Origin of the sequence: Pseudomonas sp. NPDC096925, assembly GCF_044762545.1 — a bacterium.
Lineage (GTDB): Bacteria > Pseudomonadota > Gammaproteobacteria > Pseudomonadales > Pseudomonadaceae > Aquipseudomonas.
Genome location: NZ_JBIWEM010000008.1, coordinates 109,021 through 125,791 on the forward strand (window position 1 = coordinate 109,021; position 16,771 = coordinate 125,791).

At 64.1% G+C, this 16,771-nt stretch carries 11 protein-coding genes and 1 pseudogene; 4 read left to right on the forward strand and 8 right to left on the reverse strand.

What is annotated here, in order from left to right; all coding sequences use genetic code 11:
• Positions 1-41 precede the first annotated feature (41 nt).
• Genes ACIQYU_RS21040 through rfbC form a run of 4 tightly spaced genes read right to left on the reverse strand, consistent with a single transcriptional unit; the run spans position 42 to position 4,302 of the window.
• Entirely contained in the window at positions 42-497 is a 456-nt protein-coding gene (locus ACIQYU_RS21040; protein WP_402801972.1) for a YiiD C-terminal domain-containing protein, read from the reverse strand.
• Positions 494-1,903, reverse strand: a complete 1,410-nt coding sequence (locus ACIQYU_RS21045) for a sigma-54 dependent transcriptional regulator (protein WP_207833144.1) — start codon at positions 1,901-1,903, stop codon at positions 494-496. The genes ACIQYU_RS21040 and ACIQYU_RS21045 overlap by 4 nt, the downstream gene beginning before the upstream one ends.
• Positions 1,900-3,714 (reverse strand): ATP-binding protein, encoded by a 1,815-nt coding sequence (locus tag ACIQYU_RS21050; RefSeq protein WP_063914472.1) that lies wholly within the window; start codon positions 3,712-3,714, stop codon positions 1,900-1,902. The genes ACIQYU_RS21045 and ACIQYU_RS21050 overlap by 4 nt, the downstream gene beginning before the upstream one ends.
• Positions 3,715-3,756: 42 nt before the next feature.
• Entirely contained in the window at positions 3,757-4,302 is a 546-nt protein-coding gene (gene rfbC / locus ACIQYU_RS21055) for a dTDP-4-dehydrorhamnose 3,5-epimerase (RefSeq protein ID WP_063914607.1), read from the reverse strand.
• Positions 4,303-4,582: 280 nt separating this feature from the next.
• On the opposite strand from rfbC, the gene aguA reads away from it, so the two are divergent.
• Together aguA and ACIQYU_RS21065 are read left to right on the forward strand one after the other, a co-directional pair.
• Positions 4,583-5,689, forward strand: coding sequence for an agmatine deiminase (gene aguA, locus ACIQYU_RS21060; RefSeq protein WP_233688064.1), 1,107 nt, complete (start codon positions 4,583-4,585; stop codon positions 5,687-5,689).
• Between the two features lie 186 nt (positions 5,690-5,875).
• Positions 5,876-6,073: a hypothetical protein gene (locus ACIQYU_RS21065; RefSeq protein WP_082888390.1), complete on the forward strand. Its 198-nt coding sequence runs from the start codon at positions 5,876-5,878 to the stop codon at positions 6,071-6,073.
• Positions 6,074-6,205: 132 nt separating this feature from the next.
• Here ACIQYU_RS21065 and ACIQYU_RS21070 read toward each other — a convergent pair whose 3' ends face one another.
• Positions 6,206-8,305, reverse strand: a complete 2,100-nt coding sequence (locus ACIQYU_RS21070) for a TonB-dependent receptor (RefSeq protein ID WP_402801978.1) — start codon at positions 8,303-8,305, stop codon at positions 6,206-6,208.
• A 505-nt stretch (positions 8,306-8,810) separates the two neighbouring features.
• Here ACIQYU_RS21070 and ACIQYU_RS21075 point away from each other — a divergent pair.
• Entirely contained in the window at positions 8,811-10,130 is a 1,320-nt protein-coding gene (locus tag ACIQYU_RS21075) for an OprD family porin (protein WP_063914475.1), read from the forward strand.
• A 134-nt stretch (positions 10,131-10,264) separates the two neighbouring features.
• Here the strand turns inward: ACIQYU_RS21075 and ACIQYU_RS21080 are convergent, their stop codons facing one another.
• The 3 genes and pseudogenes from ACIQYU_RS21080 to ACIQYU_RS21090 form a co-directional block, all read right to left on the reverse strand.
• Positions 10,265-11,929 (reverse strand): FMN-binding glutamate synthase family protein, encoded by a 1,665-nt coding sequence (locus ACIQYU_RS21080; protein WP_402801982.1) that lies wholly within the window; start codon positions 11,927-11,929, stop codon positions 10,265-10,267.
• Between the two features lie 115 nt (positions 11,930-12,044).
• Positions 12,045-13,433: pseudogene (locus ACIQYU_RS21085) on the reverse strand (ATP-binding protein).
• 1 nt (position 13,434) lies between these two features.
• Positions 13,435-14,154 (reverse strand): response regulator, encoded by a 720-nt coding sequence (locus ACIQYU_RS21090; RefSeq protein ID WP_207833154.1) that lies wholly within the window; start codon positions 14,152-14,154, stop codon positions 13,435-13,437.
• A 140-nt stretch (positions 14,155-14,294) separates the two neighbouring features.
• On the opposite strand from ACIQYU_RS21090, the gene ACIQYU_RS21095 reads away from it, so the two are divergent.
• On the forward strand, positions 14,295-16,592 hold the full coding sequence (locus ACIQYU_RS21095; RefSeq protein ID WP_402801985.1) for a TonB-dependent siderophore receptor: 2,298 nt from the start codon (positions 14,295-14,297) through the stop codon (positions 16,590-16,592).
• Positions 16,593-16,771 lie beyond the last annotated feature (179 nt).

Consider the following 16,771-nt stretch of genomic DNA (forward strand, 5'->3'; position numbering starts at 1 on the left):
GGCGCGCCCGCTCCCACAGGGATCACGACAGCCTTCCAGTTTCAGCGGTGCAGGACGTACTGGCCGCTGAATTTCACCGCAGGCTCGTCGCTTCCGGCATTGCTCACCGTGGTCTCCAGCGTCAGCCGTGCCCGCCCGCGGCGCTGGTACATGGTCAAGAACCGCTCCCAGGTCTTCTCATCCGGGGCCGCACAGCGCGCCACCGCCGCTCCGGTAACCGGCAGCGGGTAGCTGATCTGCCCTTCCTGGATGACGATATGCCCGTCATCGACACCCGATTCGCGCAGGCGCAGGTGCAGCCAGCCCCACCCCACCAGCACCGCGGCGCAGTACAGGCTACCGCCGAACATGGTGCTCTTGTGGTTGACGTTGGCCGCCAGCGGCAATTGCAGGCGCAGGGTGTGCTGCTGCCAATCGAGCACTTCCAGGCCCATTTCGCGGGTCAGGGGGATGTCGCCGTGCAGGATGGACTGCAGGTACTGGCTATCGCTGTTCATTGACGGTTGTCCTCTTGATCGTCATGCCCGCCGCTACCACCGTCGAAGCTCAAGCCGTGCTTGCGCAGCTTGTCGTGCAGGGTCTTGCGGGGGATACCCAGGGCCTCGGCCAGGCTGCGCATGGAGCTGTGTGGCTGGGCCAGTTCGGCAGCGATCAGCGAGCGTTCGAACTGCTCGACCTGTTCGCTGAGGTTGCCGCTCGGCATCGGTGCCGAAGGCATTGCCGCAGCTGGTGCCTGGCCGTCCAGGGCCAGTTCCAGGCCCAGGGCGAAACGCTCGGCGGCGTTCTGCAACTCGCGCACGTTGCCGGGCCAGTCGTGGCGCAGCAGCAGGGCGCGCTGGGGCGGCTGCAGGGTGTGCGGCGGCAGGCCGTGGCGCTGGCTGGCGGCGTCGGCGAAGTGCTGGAACAGCACCAGGATGTCATCGCCGCGTTCGCGCAGCGGTGGTATACGCAGCGGCGCCACGTTCAGGCGGTAATACAGGTCGGCGCGGAAGCGCCCCTGGTCGGCAGACTGGCGCAGGTCCTCCTTGGTCGCTGCGATGATGCGGATGTCCAACGGGATCAGCTGGTTGCCGCCCAGGCGCTCGACCACCCGTTCCTGCAGCATGCGCAGCAGTTTCACCTGCACATCCAGGCTCATGCTCTCGATTTCGTCGAGGAACAGCGTGCCGCCGTTGGCGAACTCGAACTTGCCGATGCGGCGTTTCTGCGCGCCGGTGAACGCACCGGGCTCATGCCCGAACAGCTCGCTTTCGACCACCGACTCGGCCAGTGCGCCAGCGTTGATCGCCACGAACGGCCCGTCGCGGCGGCTGGACAGGTCGTGCAGGGCGCGGGCCACCACTTCTTTGCCGGCACCGGTCTCACCCAGGATCAGCACATCGGCGCGGGTGCCGGCCAGGGCGCCGATCTGCTCGCGCAGGCGCTGCATGGCCGGCGACTGGCCAACCAGGCGGGTGGCCAGTTGCTGGCGGTCGCTAAGGGCCAGGCGCAAGCTGCGGTTGTCCAGCACCAGGCGGCGCAGGGCCAGGGCACGGCGCACGCTGTCGAGCAGGGCGTCGCTGGCAAAGGGCTTTTCCAGGAAGTCATAGGCGCCGGCGCGCATCGCCTGCACCGCCAGCGGCACATCACCGTGGCCAGTGATCAGCAACACCGGCAGCTCGTTGTCACGACCGTGCAGTTGTTCCAGCAGCTGCAGGCCATCGATGCCCGGCATGCGGATGTCGCTGACCACCACGCCGGGCCAGTCGGCCTCGATGCGGTCTGCCAGGCCCTGGGCATCAGCCAGGGCGACCACCTTGAGCCCGGCCAGGTCCAGGGTCTGGCTCAGGGCCTGGCGCAGGTGGGGGTCGTCGTCGACCAGGATGACCTGGGCTCGGCTGTCGATCAGTGTCTCGGTGGTCATGCCGAGGGGTCCTCCGAATTGGGCAAAGTAGCGCCAGGCGCGGCCACACGCAGCTGCAGGGTCAGCAGTGCGCCACCTTCCGGGTGGTTGGCCAGCAGCAATTCACCGCCCAGGGCGCGCATCAGGCTTTCGCAGATGGCCAGGCCCAGGCCCAGGCCCTGGGTGCGGGTCTTGGTGGTGAAGAACGGCTCCTTGGCGTGCTCCAGGGCCTGGCGGCTGAAGCCGGGGCCGTTGTCGCGAATGTACAGGTAGACGCAGTCATCGCGCTGCTCGGCACTTAGCCACAGGCGGCGCGGGTTGGCCTTTTCGGTCAGGGCGTCGAGGGCATTGGCCAGCAGGTTGCCGAGCACCTGGCGCAGACGGGTCTCGCCGGCCTGTACCCACAAGGTGGCTTCCGGCAGGTCGCGGATCAGCTCGACGGCCATTGCCCGGCGGCGCTTGGCCAGTAGCGCCAGGGCGTCGTCCAGGGCCGGCTGCAGGGCCACGCTCTCCGGGGCGTGGCGGTCACGGCGGGCGAAGGCGCGCAGGTGGGCGATGATCGAGGCCATGCGCCCGGTCAGCTCGCCGATCAGCTTGAGGTTGCCGCGGGCGTCTTCGATACGCTGGTGGTCAAGCAGGATCTCGGCGTTTTCCGCATAGCTGCGGATGGCGGCCAGCGGCTGGTTGAGCTCGTGGCTGATGCTGGCCGACATGGTGCCAAGCACTGACAGCTTGCCGGCCTGCACCAGCTCATCCTGGGCGCGTACGGCCTCCTGTTGGGCGTTCTCGCGCTCCAGCACGGCGCTCTTGAGCCGGGTGTTGAGGCCTTCGAGGTCGGCGGTGCGCTCGGCCACGCGTTTTTCCAGTTCCTGGCGGCCACGGGCCTCGAAGTCGATGCGGTCGATATAGTGACGGCGCCGCTGCATCACCAGGCCGGCCAGCAGCATCAGCACCAGCAGGGTGGCAGCGCCGATGGCCATCACGGTTTGCACCGAACGGTCGACCAGCGTGCGCGGGGCGAGGATGCTGACCTGCCAGCCGGTTTCCTTGATGTCGCGGGTCTGGCTGATCCAGGCGTCCGGGCTGAGCACCAGCGGTTGCGGGGCCTGGGTCGGGTAGGGCTGGATGGCGATGATGGCCTGGCGCTCGGCATCGGTCAGCGCGCGGGTCGCGCGGAAGCGCCAGTCGGGCCGCGAGGTCAGGATGACCACGCCATTGTGGTCGGTCAGCAACAGCTGCTCGGGGGTGCGGCCCCACAGGGTTTCGGTGTGGTCGAGGTCGACCTTGACCACCAGTACGCCAACGATGCGTTCACGGTCATGCACGGCGGCGGCAAAGAAGTAGCCGCGCTTGGCCGATGTGGTGCCCTGGCCGAAGAAGCGCCCCAGGCGGCCGGCCATGGCTTCGTTGAAGTAGGGGCGGAAAGCGAAGTTGCGGCCGACGAAGCTGTCGCGTTTGTCCCAGTTGGAGGCGGCCAGGGTGTTGCCGTTGACGTCCATCAGGTACATCACCTCGGCGCCGGTCTGCTGGACGATGTCCTTGAGCAGGCGGTTGGCGTTGGTCACCGCTTCCAGGCGCAACGGGTCGGCCAGTACCCCGCGCAGCGCCGGCAGGTCGCCGAGTATCTGCGGCAAGGTTTCGTAGCGGTGCAGGGTACCGAGCAGGTTGGCGACGTACAGGTCGAGGGTCTGGCGGTTCTGCGAGGCCAGTTCTTCCTGGTAGTAACGTTCGGCCAGGTGATGCAGGGGCCACAGTAATGGGGCCAGGCACAGGGCCAACAGGGCCAGGCTGCGCCAGCGGGGACGGCGTGGGGGCGTGGGTTTTGCAATCATCACGTAAAGGCGCCAGATAAGTCTGACGCAATTATGCGCTAGTTAAGGCAGCAGTTCCGCCTCTGCCAACGGCAGGCCGCGTTTGTCCTTGTCCGACAGCACCGGAGGTTGCTGCAGCCGCCAGTCGATGGCCAGGGTCGGGTCATCCCAGCGGATGCAGCGGTCGGCGCCCGGGTTGTAGTAGTCGGTGGTCTTGTAGAGGAACTCGGCCGACTCGCTCATCACCGCAAAGCCATGGGCGAAGCCGGGTGGAATCCACAGCTGGCGATGGTTGTCGGCCGACAGCTGCACCGCGACCCATTGGCCGAAGGTTGGCGAGCTCTTGCGTACGTCTACCGCAATATCACGGATTTCCCCCTGCACCACGCGCACCAGCTTGCCTTGGGTGTTTTCCACCTGGTAGTGCAGCCCACGCAGTACGCCCTTGATGGAGCGCGAGTGGTTGTCCTGGACGAACTCGACATTCACGCCGGTTTGCCGGGCGAACTCGCGGGCGTTGAATGCCTCGAAGAAAAAACCACGGCTGTCACCGAAAACCTTCGGCTCGATGATCAGTACTTCAGGGATTGCGGTAGGGATGATGTTCATGGTGGTTCGCTGGCCCGTTTTGCCCACGTATTGACCCTAGCCGGTCTCGCCGGTTTTTTCCGCCTTGCGCTGTAACGGGGTTCACAAGGTCTGGCTATGGTAGATGTCATACCCTTTTGCTCCCCGGTCAAGGCTGTACTTGTATCGATTGTTATCGGGTTAAGTGTGTGAGAGATTGGTGTTGTTCCCGATTATCGGGCTTCAAATATCGATATATATCGGTTATAAATTGGCAAACGCCCCAGCACAGTCCGGCTCAGGGCCATCACAGAGGTCAACCATGAAAACCCTCAACTCCACTCCCCGTGCCGATGGTTTCCACATGCCCGCCGAGTGGGCCCCGCAAACCCAGGTGTGGATGGTCTGGCCGGAGCGCCCGGACAACTGGCGCCTGGGCGGCAAGCCGGCGCAGGCTGCCCATGTGACCCTGGCCAAGGCCATTGCCCGCTTCGAGCCGGTAACCGTCGCGGTTTCTGCTGGTCAGTACGAAAATGCCCGTCGTCAGCTCGACCAGCCGAACATCCGCGTGGTCGAGATCAGCAATGACGACGCCTGGGTGCGTGACACCGGCCCGACCTTCGTCATCAACGACCAGGGTGAAGTGCGCGGCGTGGACTGGGGCTTCAATGCCTGGGGCGGCTTCGATGGCGGCCTGTACGCACCGTGGAACCGTGACGAGGAGCTGGCGGCCAAGGTCCTGGAAATGGAGCGCTGCCAGCGCTACCACACCGAAGGCTTCGTACTCGAAGGCGGCTCGATCCACGTGGACGGCGAAGGTACCGTGATCACCACCGAGGAGTGCCTGCTCAATCGCAACCGCAACCCGCATCTGAGCCGCGAGCAGATTGAAGCGGTGCTGCGCGACCATCTGGCGGTGGATACCGTGGTCTGGCTGCCGGATGGCCTGTACAACGACGAGACCGACGGCCACGTCGACAACTTCTGCTGTTACGTGCGCCCGGGCGAAGTGTTACTGGCCTGGACCGATGATTCCAACGACCCCAACTATGCACGTTGCCACGCCGCCATGGAGGTGTTGAAGAACACCCGCGATGCCAAGGGCCGTGAGTTTATCGTGCACAAGATGCCGATCCCGGGCCCGCTGTTTGCCACCGCCGAAGAGTGTGCCGGTGTCGACCAGGTAGCCGGCAGCCAGGAGCGTGACCCATCGGTGCGCCTGGCCGGCTCTTACGTCAACTTCCTCATCGTCAATGGCGGCATCATCGCGCCGAGCTTCGACGACCCGGCAGACGCTGAGGCCAGAGCGATTCTGGCGAAGGTTTTCCCCAACCATGAGGTAGTGATGATCCCAGGCCGTGAACTGTTGTTGGGCGGTGGCAACATCCACTGCCTGACCCAGCAGCAGCCTGCGCCGGCAAGGCGTTGAGCGCACGCTGAATGAAGGGGCCCGTCACATGACGGGCCTTTTTTGTTTCCGGGGGCCGTCCGGAGGCCTGTGCTGGCATATGTTTTGTATTGTTTTCAGTTAGATAGCTCGGCCAGGCCGCGCTCTCGGATCTGTAACAACACTTACGTAAATTAGCCACTCACGGGCCAGGGAGTATGTGTAGAAATGAATGCAGCAAGTGAGTCGGCATTGCGCCCATCGGCAGTGAATCACCAATCGCTCAGGCTTGTGGCGAAGTGGTTGAAACACCATGGAAGCATCAGGGTCAGGACGACCGACACACGACGTCTGCTTGCCGGACGATACCCCCAAGGCTTGATCAGCGAAGCAGAAATGCAGGCGCTGATGGCGGTTTGGCACTGATCGATTGCTTGAACCTGTATCGGCCCCTTCGCGGCTGAAGCCGCTCCCACAGGGACACCACATGTCTCGAACCCTGTGGAGTACCTGTGGGAGCGGGCGAGCCCGCGAAAGGGCCGGTACAGGCAATAAAGATCAGAAGCTGTAACTGCCAGTCACCACCAGGCTGCGCGGGTCACCCACCTGGATCTGCGCCGCACTGGTCGCCGAACTGTAGTAGGTCTTGTCGGCGATGTTGCTCAGCGCCGCCCGCACATCCCAGTCATGCGTACGATACCCCGCCAATGCATCCCAGCGGCCATAGCCCGGTAGCACCGTGGTGTTCTGGTTGTCCGCGTAACGCTCACCCACCAGCGTCAGGCCGGTTTCGGCGTACCAGCCCAGCTCCGGTTTCCAGGTCACGAACAGGCTGCCATTACGCTTGGCCACGTCATTGATGCGGTTGCCTTCCTGGCCGTTGTTGTCCTTGACGATGGTCGCATCCTGCAGGCCGATCCCACCGCGCACGTACCAGTTGCCGACGATATTGCCGGTGGCGGTCAGCTCGATGCCGCGCGAGCGCTGCAAGCCGCTGAGCAGGATGTTTGCCGGGTTATGCGGGTCGCGGGTGCGGCGGTTGTACAGTTCCAGCTCGTAGATGGCCAGGGTGGTTGTCAGGCGCTGGTCGAGCCAGTCGCTCTTCACCCCGATTTCCTTCTGGCGGGTTTCTTCCGGCTTGGCGTCGTTACCGTTGCCCTTTGCGCCTGGGGTGATGCCGATCAGACCGCCACCTACAGGCGAGAAGGTCTTGCTCCACGAAGCGTAGAACGAATGGTCGCGCCACGGTGTGTAGACCACGCCCAGGCGTGGGCTGGTGCTATTGCTGTCCTGTGGTTCGCTGCGGCCATCCTTGTCGGTGGTCTGCACTTCGAACTGGTCGAAGCGTACGCCGGCAAGAACCTGCCACTGATCGTTCAGGCGGATCTGGTCCTGTAGGTAAAGGCCGCGGCTATCGACCACGGTATGGTTGTCACTAAACACCGTCATCGGGCCATTGTGCTGCTGGCTGCGGTCGGGGTTGCCAAGGTCAAGGCCTGGCACCGCCTGGCCACCTTCCTTGACAGGCAAGGTGGTGTACAACAATGGGTCACGTTTCTGGTTGCCGAACTCCAGGCCCAGCAACAGCTTGTGCTCCAGGCCAAAGGTGTCGAAGTCGCCCTCGGCCTCCAGGTTGTTGAACAGGTTGCGGGTGTTCAGGTCTTGCTGCCAACGCTGGCGGGTAACGGTGTTGTTACTGGCGTTGTAGCCCGTGACGTAGGTGTTGTCGAACTCACTGGCGAGCTTGAATAGACCCAGGGTATGGCGCAGCTGCCAGGTTTCGTTCAGCTGGTAGTTCAGGCGCGAGCGCAGCGACTGGGCGCGGTCGTCGATGTAGTCGCGCTGGGTATCGCCATAGGTGGTGCTGCGGCTGACATCGGCCGGGCGGCCGTTGACACCGGGGATGCCTCGGTCCGGGGTGCGGTTGTAGCGGCTGTATTCGTATTGCACCAGCCAGTTCAGGTCGGGGGTGACCTGCCAGCTGATCGACGGGGCGAACAGCTGGCGGCTGCCGTCGATGCGGTCGCGGAAGCTGTTGTTGTCCTGGTTGCCCATGTTCAGGCGCAGGCTGACGGTGTCGCTGGGGTCGGCACTGAGGTCGGCATACAGGCTGCGCAGGTCTTCGCTGCCGGCCTGCGCCTCGATGCTCGAACGGCGGCCGTGCTCCGGCGCCTTGCTCACCCGGTTGACGATACCGCCTTGGCTGCCACGGCCATACAGCACCGCTGCCGGCCCCTTGAGCACTTCGACCCGCTCGATGTTATGCAGATCGCGGATGTACTGGCTGTCGTCGCGAATGCCGTCCAGGTAAAAGTCGTTGCTGGCCTCGAAGCCGCGAATGCGCACGCTGTCGAAGCGGGTGTCGTCACCGCTGCTGACGTTGGGAATGCCTTCCAGCGCCTTGCCCAGGGTATTGCTGCCGTAATCGAGCACGTTGGCGGTCTTCACCGTGTCGATGGCCTGCGGCACATAGCGCACCGGCGTCGAGGTGCGGGTCGCAGTGCTTACCTCCTTGATCCGCGGGTTGTCCTTGTCGCGCTCGCTGTCTGCGGTAACCGACAGTTCCGGCAGGGTGGTGGTGGCGGCACTGGCCAGGCCGGCGCCGAACAGCAGCGAAAGGCCAAGTGTCAGGGGGGAAAGACGGCAAGGTACAAGCATGGGCACATCCGGATCGAGCAGGTGAAAAAGAGGTGCGGATGGTAATGCTTGTTATTTGCTATTGCTTGAGTATTTGTAAAGGGTTGTCATTACATCTGTGTCTGATTGTTACGGTTCTTGCTGCGGCGCGTCTTCCTGCAGGAGCAGCCTTGCGCTGCGAAAGCGCCCTCACAGGAAAATTGTCCATTCGATCAAAAGGACTTTTCGCACGCGAGATAAATTGCCCACTGATAGCGCCAACCGGTATGGAAATGCACTGGTACCGTCGGTGAATTTGGTTATATCAACCTGCATTTCACGACTTTTTGACATTTGTAATCGCACACGGCTAGGATTCGGCCAACGCCTGCTGGCCATGCTCTTGGCCATGCTGCTGCCAGAGGCCGCCGTGTGATTACCGGCAGGCCTTCCAGTCTGGATCCGCATAGCGTCGAACCTACGAAGGGGCGTTGGTTCCTGGCGTCATATTGCAGAGCGTTTTTGATTAAGAAATAAGGAAAACAACATGTTGAAAACCAGGATCAGCCTGGTCGCCCTGGCGATGATCGCCGCGACCCAGGCACAGGCCAATGATCAGGCCGACAGCAAAGGCTTCATCGAGGACAGCCACGCCAACGTTCTGCTGCGCAACGCCTACATCAACCGCGACAAGAAACACGGCACCGACGACCAGATCGAATGGGGCCAGGGCGTCATCGCCAACTTCTCCTCCGGCTTCACCCAGGGCACCGTCGGTGTCGGCGTCGATGCATTCGGCCTGTATGCCGTGCGTCTGGACGGCGGCAAGGGCCACAACGGTGGTGCCGGTGTCGACTTCTTCAAGCCTTCGGACTTCAAGGACGAGAACGGCAACGCCAACTCGCCGCACAACCTGGCCCGTGGTGGCGCTGCTGTGAAGTTCCGCATCTCCAACACCGTGCTCAAGTACGGTGACCAGATGCCGGCACTGCCAGTGCTGCAGTACGACGACGCGCGTCTGCTGCCAGAAAGCTTCACCGGTACCCTGATCACCTCCAAAGAGATCCAGGGCCTGGAACTGAACGCCGGTCGCTTCACCCAGGAAGCGCGCAAGAGCGCCGAGCGCCGTGACGGTGGTGGCCTGAAGTCGATCAACGTCCTTGGTGGCAGCTACAAGTTCACCGACAACTTCACCGCTTCGCTGTACACCGCCGACAACGAAGACGTGATGAAGAAGCACTACCTGGGCCTGAACTACGTCTTCCCGATCGCCAGCGACCAGTCCCTGACCCTGGACTTCAACGGCTACAAGTCGGACATCGACGACAAGTTCGTGAAATCCGCTGGCCTGAACGGCGACTCCAACACCATCTGGAGCCTGGCAGCCACCTACGCGTACGGTGCGCACTCGTTCACCATCGCCCACCAGCGCAGCACCGGCAGCACCGGCTACAACTACGGCTGGTACCAGAACGAGGGTGGCGTGGGTGACGGTGGTTCGACCATCTACCTGGCCAACTCGTACTGGTCCGACTTCAACGCCGAAGACGAGCGTTCCTGGCAGCTGGGCTACGGCCTGGACTTCGGTGCCTATGGCATCCCGGGTCTGACCTACAAGCTGGCTTACGTGGTGGGTGACAACATCAACACCCGCAACGTCGCCAACCCGCAGGGCTTCGGTGAAGGTAAAGAGCGCGAGATCTTCAACCAGATCCGTTACGTGGTGCAGGACGGCCCGGCCAAAGACCTGTCGATCAAGCTGCGTAGCTCGTTCGTGCGTACCAACAACGCCGTGCAGCAGAACGGTTACAACGACGACGGCAACGAAGTCCGCGTATTCGTCGAGTACCCGATCAGCATCTTCTGATCCTGATCTGATGGCTTAGGGGCTGCTTTGCAGCCCATCGCGACACAAGGCCGCTCCCACATTGATCGGCATGCGCAGGACCATTGTGGGAGCGGCCTTGTGTCGCGAAAGGGCCGCAAAGCGGCCCCCGGCTTTCACGCCGGCTCCACTGCCCTGCGCCGCACCCCGGCAACCTTCACCTCTCCCTCCCCAGTCTCCGGCGCAAAGCTGTCACTGCGCGCCATCCGCCACATCCGCGCATAAAACTCGCTTTCAATCGAGCCACTGAGCAATTCGCCCGGCTTGAGGAATGTGTGCAGGTCCGAGAGCAGCCCGATTTCGCTGGGGCTGATACGCCGCGCCAGGTGTTTGGGCTTGAGTTCCGAAGGGTGTTCCAGGCCCGCGGCAGCCAACATTTCGGCCAGCGCATGCAGCGTGTTGCGGTGGAAACTGGCCACCCGCTCGGCCTTGTCCGGCACCACCAGGGCGCGCTGGCGCAGCGGGTCTTGCGTGGCCACGCCGGTCGGGCATTTGTTGGTGTGGCAGCTCTGCGACTGGATGCAGCCGATGGCAAACATGAAACCGCGCGCGGAGTTGACCCAGTCCGCCCCGATGGCCAGCACGCTGGCGATGTCGAAGGCGCTGACGATCTTGCCTGCCGCGCCAATGCGGATGCTGGCGCGCAGGTTCAGGCCGACCAGGGTGTTGTGCACGAACATCAGGCCTTCGCGCATCGGCACGCCCATGTTGTCGCTGAACTCGCGTGGTGCCGCACCGGTGCCGCCTTCCTTGCCATCGACGACGATGAAGTCCGGCGTGATGCCAGTGGCCAGCATGGCCTTGGCAATGCCCATGAACTCCCAGGGGTGGCCCAGGCAGAATTTGAACCCCACCGGCTTGCCGCCCGACAGTTCGCGCAGGCTGGCCACGAACTGCAGCAACTCGACCGGGGTGCGGAAGGCGCTGTGCGCCGCCGGCGAGATGCAATCCTCGCCCACGCGTACGCCACGGGTGGCGGCAATCTCGGGGCTGACCTTGTGCCCCGGCAGGATACCGCCGTGGCCCGGCTTGGCGCCCTGGCTGAGCTTGATCTCGATCATCTTCACCTGCGGCGAGCGCGCCTGCTCGGCGAAGCGCTGCGGGTCGAAGCGGCCGTCCTCGGTGCGGCAGCCGAAGTAGCCACTGCCGATCTCCCAGATCAGGTCACCGCCATGTTCGCGGTGGTACGGGCTGATGCTGCCTTCGCCGGTGTCATGGGCAAAACGGCCCATGCGTGCACCGCGGTTGAGGGCAGCGATGGCGTTGGCACTGAGGGCACCGAAGCTCATGGCCGAGATGTTGAAGATCGAGGCCGAGTAGGGCAGGCGGCATTGCGGCCCGCCGATGGCGATGCGGAACGATGCCGGGTCTGGCGTGGCCACCGGCAACATGGAATGGCTGATGAACTCGAAGCCGGGCTTGTAGGCATCGTTGAGGGTGCCGAAGGCCTTCTCGGCGCTTTCGTTCTTGGCCCGGGCGTAGACCAGCGAGCGCTGCGAGCGGGAGAACGGCAGCTTGTCGTCGTCGCCCTCGATCAGGTACTGGCGGATTTCCGGGCGGATGGTTTCGATCAGGTAGCGGATGTTGCCCAGGATCGGGTAGTTGCGGCGCACGGCGTGATGGCTTTGGCGCAGGTCGTTCAGGCCGACCAGGCTCAGTAGCGCGGTGATCAGCGTTACAGGCCACAGCCAGGCATGCTGGGGTAGCAGCGGCAGGCTGGCGAAGGTGAACAGCAGGCAGAGGGCGAGGCAGGCGTAGCGGCTGGGTAGAGAGTGTTTCATGGGTCCATCGCAGGCAGGATGACCGGGCATAGGATAGGCAAAGGCGGGGAGGGGAAAACCTGGGTAATCGGTAAAAGACTGTTACCTGATCGTGTATTTCCAGGCTCATGCGCTCCTACAGCGGGGCGCGCAAAGGCTGATTGGGTAGCAACACGCTGACCCGCAACCCACCCCCCTCGCGGTTGGCCAGCAGCAACTCGCCCCCATGGCTGGCAGCAATCCGCTGGGCAATGCTCAACCCTAGCCCATACCCCCCGGAGGCCTGGTTACGCGACCCTTCGCCGCGCACGAACGGGTCGATGATGGTCGCCAGCAAGCCCGGTGCAATCCCCGGTCCGCGGTCGTCGATATGGATAAACACTCCCGTGGTAGCGCGCTCCAGCGTGACCGAAACCTCCTTGGCATAACGCAACGCATTGACCAGCAGGTTCTGCAGGCAGCGCTGCAGCAGCAGGGCATCGGCCCGCAGGCTGCCCGCCTGGCCATGCACCGGCAACGGCTCTTCGGCAGTGGCCAGCTCCGCGCACTGGCGCATCACCAGCCGGTCCAGGTCCACCTGCTGCAAGTTCTGCTGCTCCCCCGCGCGCAGGTAATCGAGCACCTGGCCGATCATGTCGTCCATCTGCGTGATGTTCTGCCGCAGGCGCTGCCGGTGTTCGTCGTCCGGCAGGCGCTCCAGGCGCAGGCGCATGCGCGTCAGCGGGGTGCGCAGGTCGTGGGATACAGCGGCCAGGAAGTAGGCCTTGTCGTTGACCATCGCAATCAGCCGCTGCTGCATGGCGTTGAAGGCCTGGGCCGCCTGGCGCACTTCCTCCGGGCCATCCAGCGCCAGGGGCGGCTGCTCGAGGTTGCTACCCAGGCCGCGCGCGGCATCGGCCAGGCGCCATAACGGGCGCAGGCACAAGCGCACCGCAACCAGGCACACCAGCAATACCGCGACGATGCGCAGCGCGTACACCCGCAACAGGTAATCGCTGATCAGCACCCACGCTGACTCGCCGCTCCAGCCTTGCAGTTCCTGGCCTTCGATGGTCAGCCAGTGCCCATCGGCCAACGGCACCGCGAACTGCAGATGCGCCTGGGCCGTGCGCAGGCCGAACAGGCTGCGCCAGACGATCGGCTGGCCCTGTTCATCGGTCAACTGCACCTTCATCAGGCGCACGTCCTGGGCATGCCCCAACTCGTACTCGAGGGCCTGGTGCAACAACAGTTCGATACGCCTGCGCCCACGACGCTCGTCCTGTACCGGCGTGGGCAGGGCTTCGCTGCAACGCAGTTGGTAATGCGCTGGTGCCTGCAGCGCACCAGCACGGCAGTCCGCCTAGGCGATCAACGGCGCGCTGCGTGCGGCAATCAGCCGGACAGGGGCCTCGAGTACCTGGGCAAAACGCACATCGAACCAGATACTGCTCGACATCAACTGGATCAGCACGGTGCCGCTGACCATGATCAGCAGCAACTGGCCGAACAACGTGCGTGGCCACAGCCGGCGAAGCCAGCGCATGTCAGGCATCGGCCCCGTTGGCGGCAATGCTCAGCAAATAGCCTTCGTTGCGGATGGTGAGGATTTGTGCGGCACCCGCCGGGGCGTGGCGCAGGTGCTGGCGCAGGCGGCTGACGCACATGTCCACCGAACGGTCGTCTGGCAGGTGGTCGCGGCCGAACGCACTGCGCGTCAGCTGATCGCGGGACACCACGCGACTGTTGGCTTCCAGCAGCTCGCGCAATACGCGGTAGTCGGAGCGGGGCAGGGTCAGGGTCTCGCCATCGGGGCGGGTGAGCAGGCGCTTCGCATGTTCCAGGCGGAAGCCGGCGAACAGCTGGGCTTCCTCTGCCGGCGCTTCGGCGGGGGCATCCAGGCGTTGCGGACGACGCAGCACGGCCTTGATCCGGGCGATCAGTTCGCGTGGCTCGAAGGGCTTGGCCAGGTAGTCATCGGCACCCACTTCCAGGCCGATGATGCGGTCCAGCGTGCTGCCCTTGGCCGACAGCATGATCACCGCCAGCCCAGGCGTGGCTTGCAACTGGCGGCACAGGCTCAGGCCGTCTTCGCCCGGCAGCATCAGGTCGAGCACCACCAGCTCCACCTTGTGCCGGGCCAGTTGTTCGCGCATCTGCTCGCCGTCGGCCGCTGCCAGCACGTTATAGCCGGCATCTGCCAGGTAATCACAAAGAAGTTCGCGGATCTCGTCGTCATCATCGACAACAAGCAGAGTTGTGCTCATGCGGAAAAACACCTGTTCGGTGAGGGCCGGTGGCGCTCGTTACGTTCGATTACATCCCCATACAAGCCGGGTCTGGAGCCCGGAGGGCCGATACCTAGAATCCTAACAAAAAATCATCTGCAAATACGAAGTCTTCCCAAATGAACGCCGAGAGCACCCCGAACGCCTTCCCTTCCATCAGCCGAGACGGCCCTCGCCTGAAACCGCTGGCCTTGTTCATCGCCGTAGCCGTCAGTGGTGGCGCGATGGCTGCCGACAGCAAGCCCCTGGAGCTGGACGCCACCCAGATCGAAGACAGCGCCCTGCTGCCTGCCGACGAAGCCGGCCAGCTGGGTTACACGGTCGAAAGCACCCGCAGCTCCACCGGCCTGGCCCTGACGCCGCGGCAGACACCGCAGTCGGTCACCACCATTACCCGGCAGCAGATGGATGACCGCGACATCCACACCATCGAGCAAGCGCTGGAAACCACCCCTGGGGTGACCGCGAGCAAGTCCGAAGTGGGCGGGCGTACCGACTACCGTGCCCGTGGTTATTCGATCAGCAACTGGAAGGTCGATGGCCTGCAGTTCCAGGGCGGCTCCGACTTCAGTGGTGGTGGCAACGCGCTGAACATGGACCTGTACGAGCGCATCGACATCGTGCGTGGCGCCAACGGCCTGCTGGGCGGCACCGGCGACCCGTCGGCCACCGTCAACCTGATCCGCAAGGCGCCGACCAGGACGTTCGGCGGCAGCGCCTATGCCACCTATGGCAGCTGGGACAAGCGCCGCCTGGGCGCCGACCTCAACCTGCCGCTGTCCGAAGACGGCCGCCTGCGTTCGCGCTTTGTGATGACCCAGCAGGACGCCAATTCATTCCGCGATAACCAGTCCGAACGCTCCCGCGCCGCGCTGGCCAACTTCGAATTCGACCTGGACGACGCCACCACCCTCGGTGCCGGCTACCAGTACGAGTACAACAAGATTGTTGGCGGTGGCTGGGGAGCGAACATCCCGATCTGGTACCGTGATGGCAGCAAGACCGACCTGCCGCGCAGCACCAACGTGGTACCTAGCTGGAGCTTTGGCGAGTACACCACCCGCACCGCGTTCGGCTCGCTGGAGCACCGCTTCGACAACGACTGGACCCTGGACCTGAAAGCCGCCCAGAGCACCGCCGAAACCCTCAACCACCGCGGCCTGGCCAAGGTCAACTCGGCAGGCCGTGGCAGCTACGGCGGCTACTGGGACCAGGATGGCAGCGGTGCCGTGCTCAACGGCCTGCACAGCTCCACCGACACCACCCAGCAGTCGGCGCAGATCGACCTGTCCGGCCCGTTCCAGCTGTTCGGCCGTACCCACCAGGCGATGGTCGGCTACAACGACAGCCGCACCGTGGCCTGGTCGCCGGAATACACCTGCACCATGGTTGGCGACGGCATGGCCAGTGCGCCTGCGCTGGGTTGCCAGTTCCGCGCCAACAACGGCTTCCCGCTGACCGACTGGCGCAATGGCGTGGATGACGACTACAACATCATCGCCTCGCGCACCGGCCGCCACAGCAAGACCACCACCCGCCTGCAGGGCATGTATGCGGCAACCCGCCTGAGCATCACCGACCCGCTGTCGGTCATCCTTGGCGTGCGCACCAGCAACTACTCAGCCACCACCCGCAGCGTGGCTGGCGCACGTACCAGCCAGGAAGAGAATGGCATCGTCACCCCGTACCTGGGCGCGGTGTACGACCTCAACGACAACTACTCGCTGTACGCCAGCTACACCGACATCTTCACCCCGCAAACCGCTGAAACCAGCAGCGGCAGCAAGGTCGAGCCGATTCGCGGGCAAAGCTACGAGACGGGTATCAAGGGTGAGTGGTTCGATGGCCGCCTGAACGCCTCGGCGGCCTACTTCCGCACCAAGCAGGAAAACAAGGCAGTGCTCGACGGCGACCTCACCACCCCGACCGGTGGCGATGCCTACAAGGCCGGTTCCGGCCAGGAAACCGACGGTATCGATCTGGAAATCGCCGGCGCCCTGACCCCCAGCTGGAACGTGTACGCTGGCTACACCTACCTGCACTTCCGCCGCGTCGACAGCGACGGCCGCAGCGACCCGTCACACCTGTTCAAGGCCTCGACCACCTACCGCCTTTCCGGCCCGCTCGACCGCCTGACACTGGGCGCCGGGGTGACTGCGCAGAGCAACATCCGCGCAATCTCCAGCCCGGCAGGCCAGCCGAGCAATGGTGTGAGCAACGGTGCCACTGACGTGAACTGGTCCGGTTATGCCATCTGGAATGCCATGGCCAAGTACCAGCTGACCGACGACACCAGCATCAGCCTCAACGCGAACAACCTGTTCGACAAGCACTACTACACCCGCTACGGGTTTTATGCCGGGGCGATCTACGGCGACCCGCGCAACCTGTCGCTGACGGTCAGCACGGCATTCTGATCAACCGCACCTGGGGCTGCTGCGCAGCCCATCGCCGGCAAGCCGGGCTCCCACAGGTACTTGGGAGCAACTAACAGGTGGCGCGATCCCTGTGGGAGCGGGCGCGCCCGCGAACACGGGCGAAGCCCGTGCCATCCACCGCAGCACCTGATTCGCTGGGTCGGCGCCAGGCTCAAACC

Excerpts from the sequence above, each read along its gene's own strand:
- ACIQYU_RS21040 (WP_402801972.1), bottom strand. The coding sequence starts at position 497 with ATGAACAGCGATAGCCAGTACCTGCAGTCCATCCTGCACGGCGACATC.
- ACIQYU_RS21045 (WP_207833144.1), bottom strand. The coding sequence starts at position 1,903 with ATGACCACCGAGACACTGATCGACAGCCGAGCCCAGGTCATCCTGGTC.
- ACIQYU_RS21050 (WP_063914472.1), bottom strand. The coding sequence starts at position 3,714 with ATGATTGCAAAACCCACGCCCCCACGCCGTCCCCGCTGGCGCAGCCTG.
- rfbC (WP_063914607.1), bottom strand. The coding sequence starts at position 4,302 with ATGAACATCATCCCTACCGCAATCCCTGAAGTACTGATCATCGAGCCG.
- aguA (WP_233688064.1), top strand. The coding sequence starts at position 4,583 with ATGAAAACCCTCAACTCCACTCCCCGTGCCGATGGTTTCCACATGCCC.
- ACIQYU_RS21065 (WP_082888390.1), top strand. The coding sequence starts at position 5,876 with ATGAATGCAGCAAGTGAGTCGGCATTGCGCCCATCGGCAGTGAATCAC.
- ACIQYU_RS21070 (WP_402801978.1), bottom strand. The coding sequence starts at position 8,305 with ATGCTTGTACCTTGCCGTCTTTCCCCCCTGACACTTGGCCTTTCGCTG.
- ACIQYU_RS21075 (WP_063914475.1), top strand. The coding sequence starts at position 8,811 with ATGTTGAAAACCAGGATCAGCCTGGTCGCCCTGGCGATGATCGCCGCG.
- ACIQYU_RS21080 (WP_402801982.1), bottom strand. The coding sequence starts at position 11,929 with ATGAAACACTCTCTACCCAGCCGCTACGCCTGCCTCGCCCTCTGCCTG.
- ACIQYU_RS21090 (WP_207833154.1), bottom strand. The coding sequence starts at position 14,154 with ATGAGCACAACTCTGCTTGTTGTCGATGATGACGACGAGATCCGCGAA.
- ACIQYU_RS21095 (WP_402801985.1), top strand. The coding sequence starts at position 14,295 with ATGAACGCCGAGAGCACCCCGAACGCCTTCCCTTCCATCAGCCGAGAC.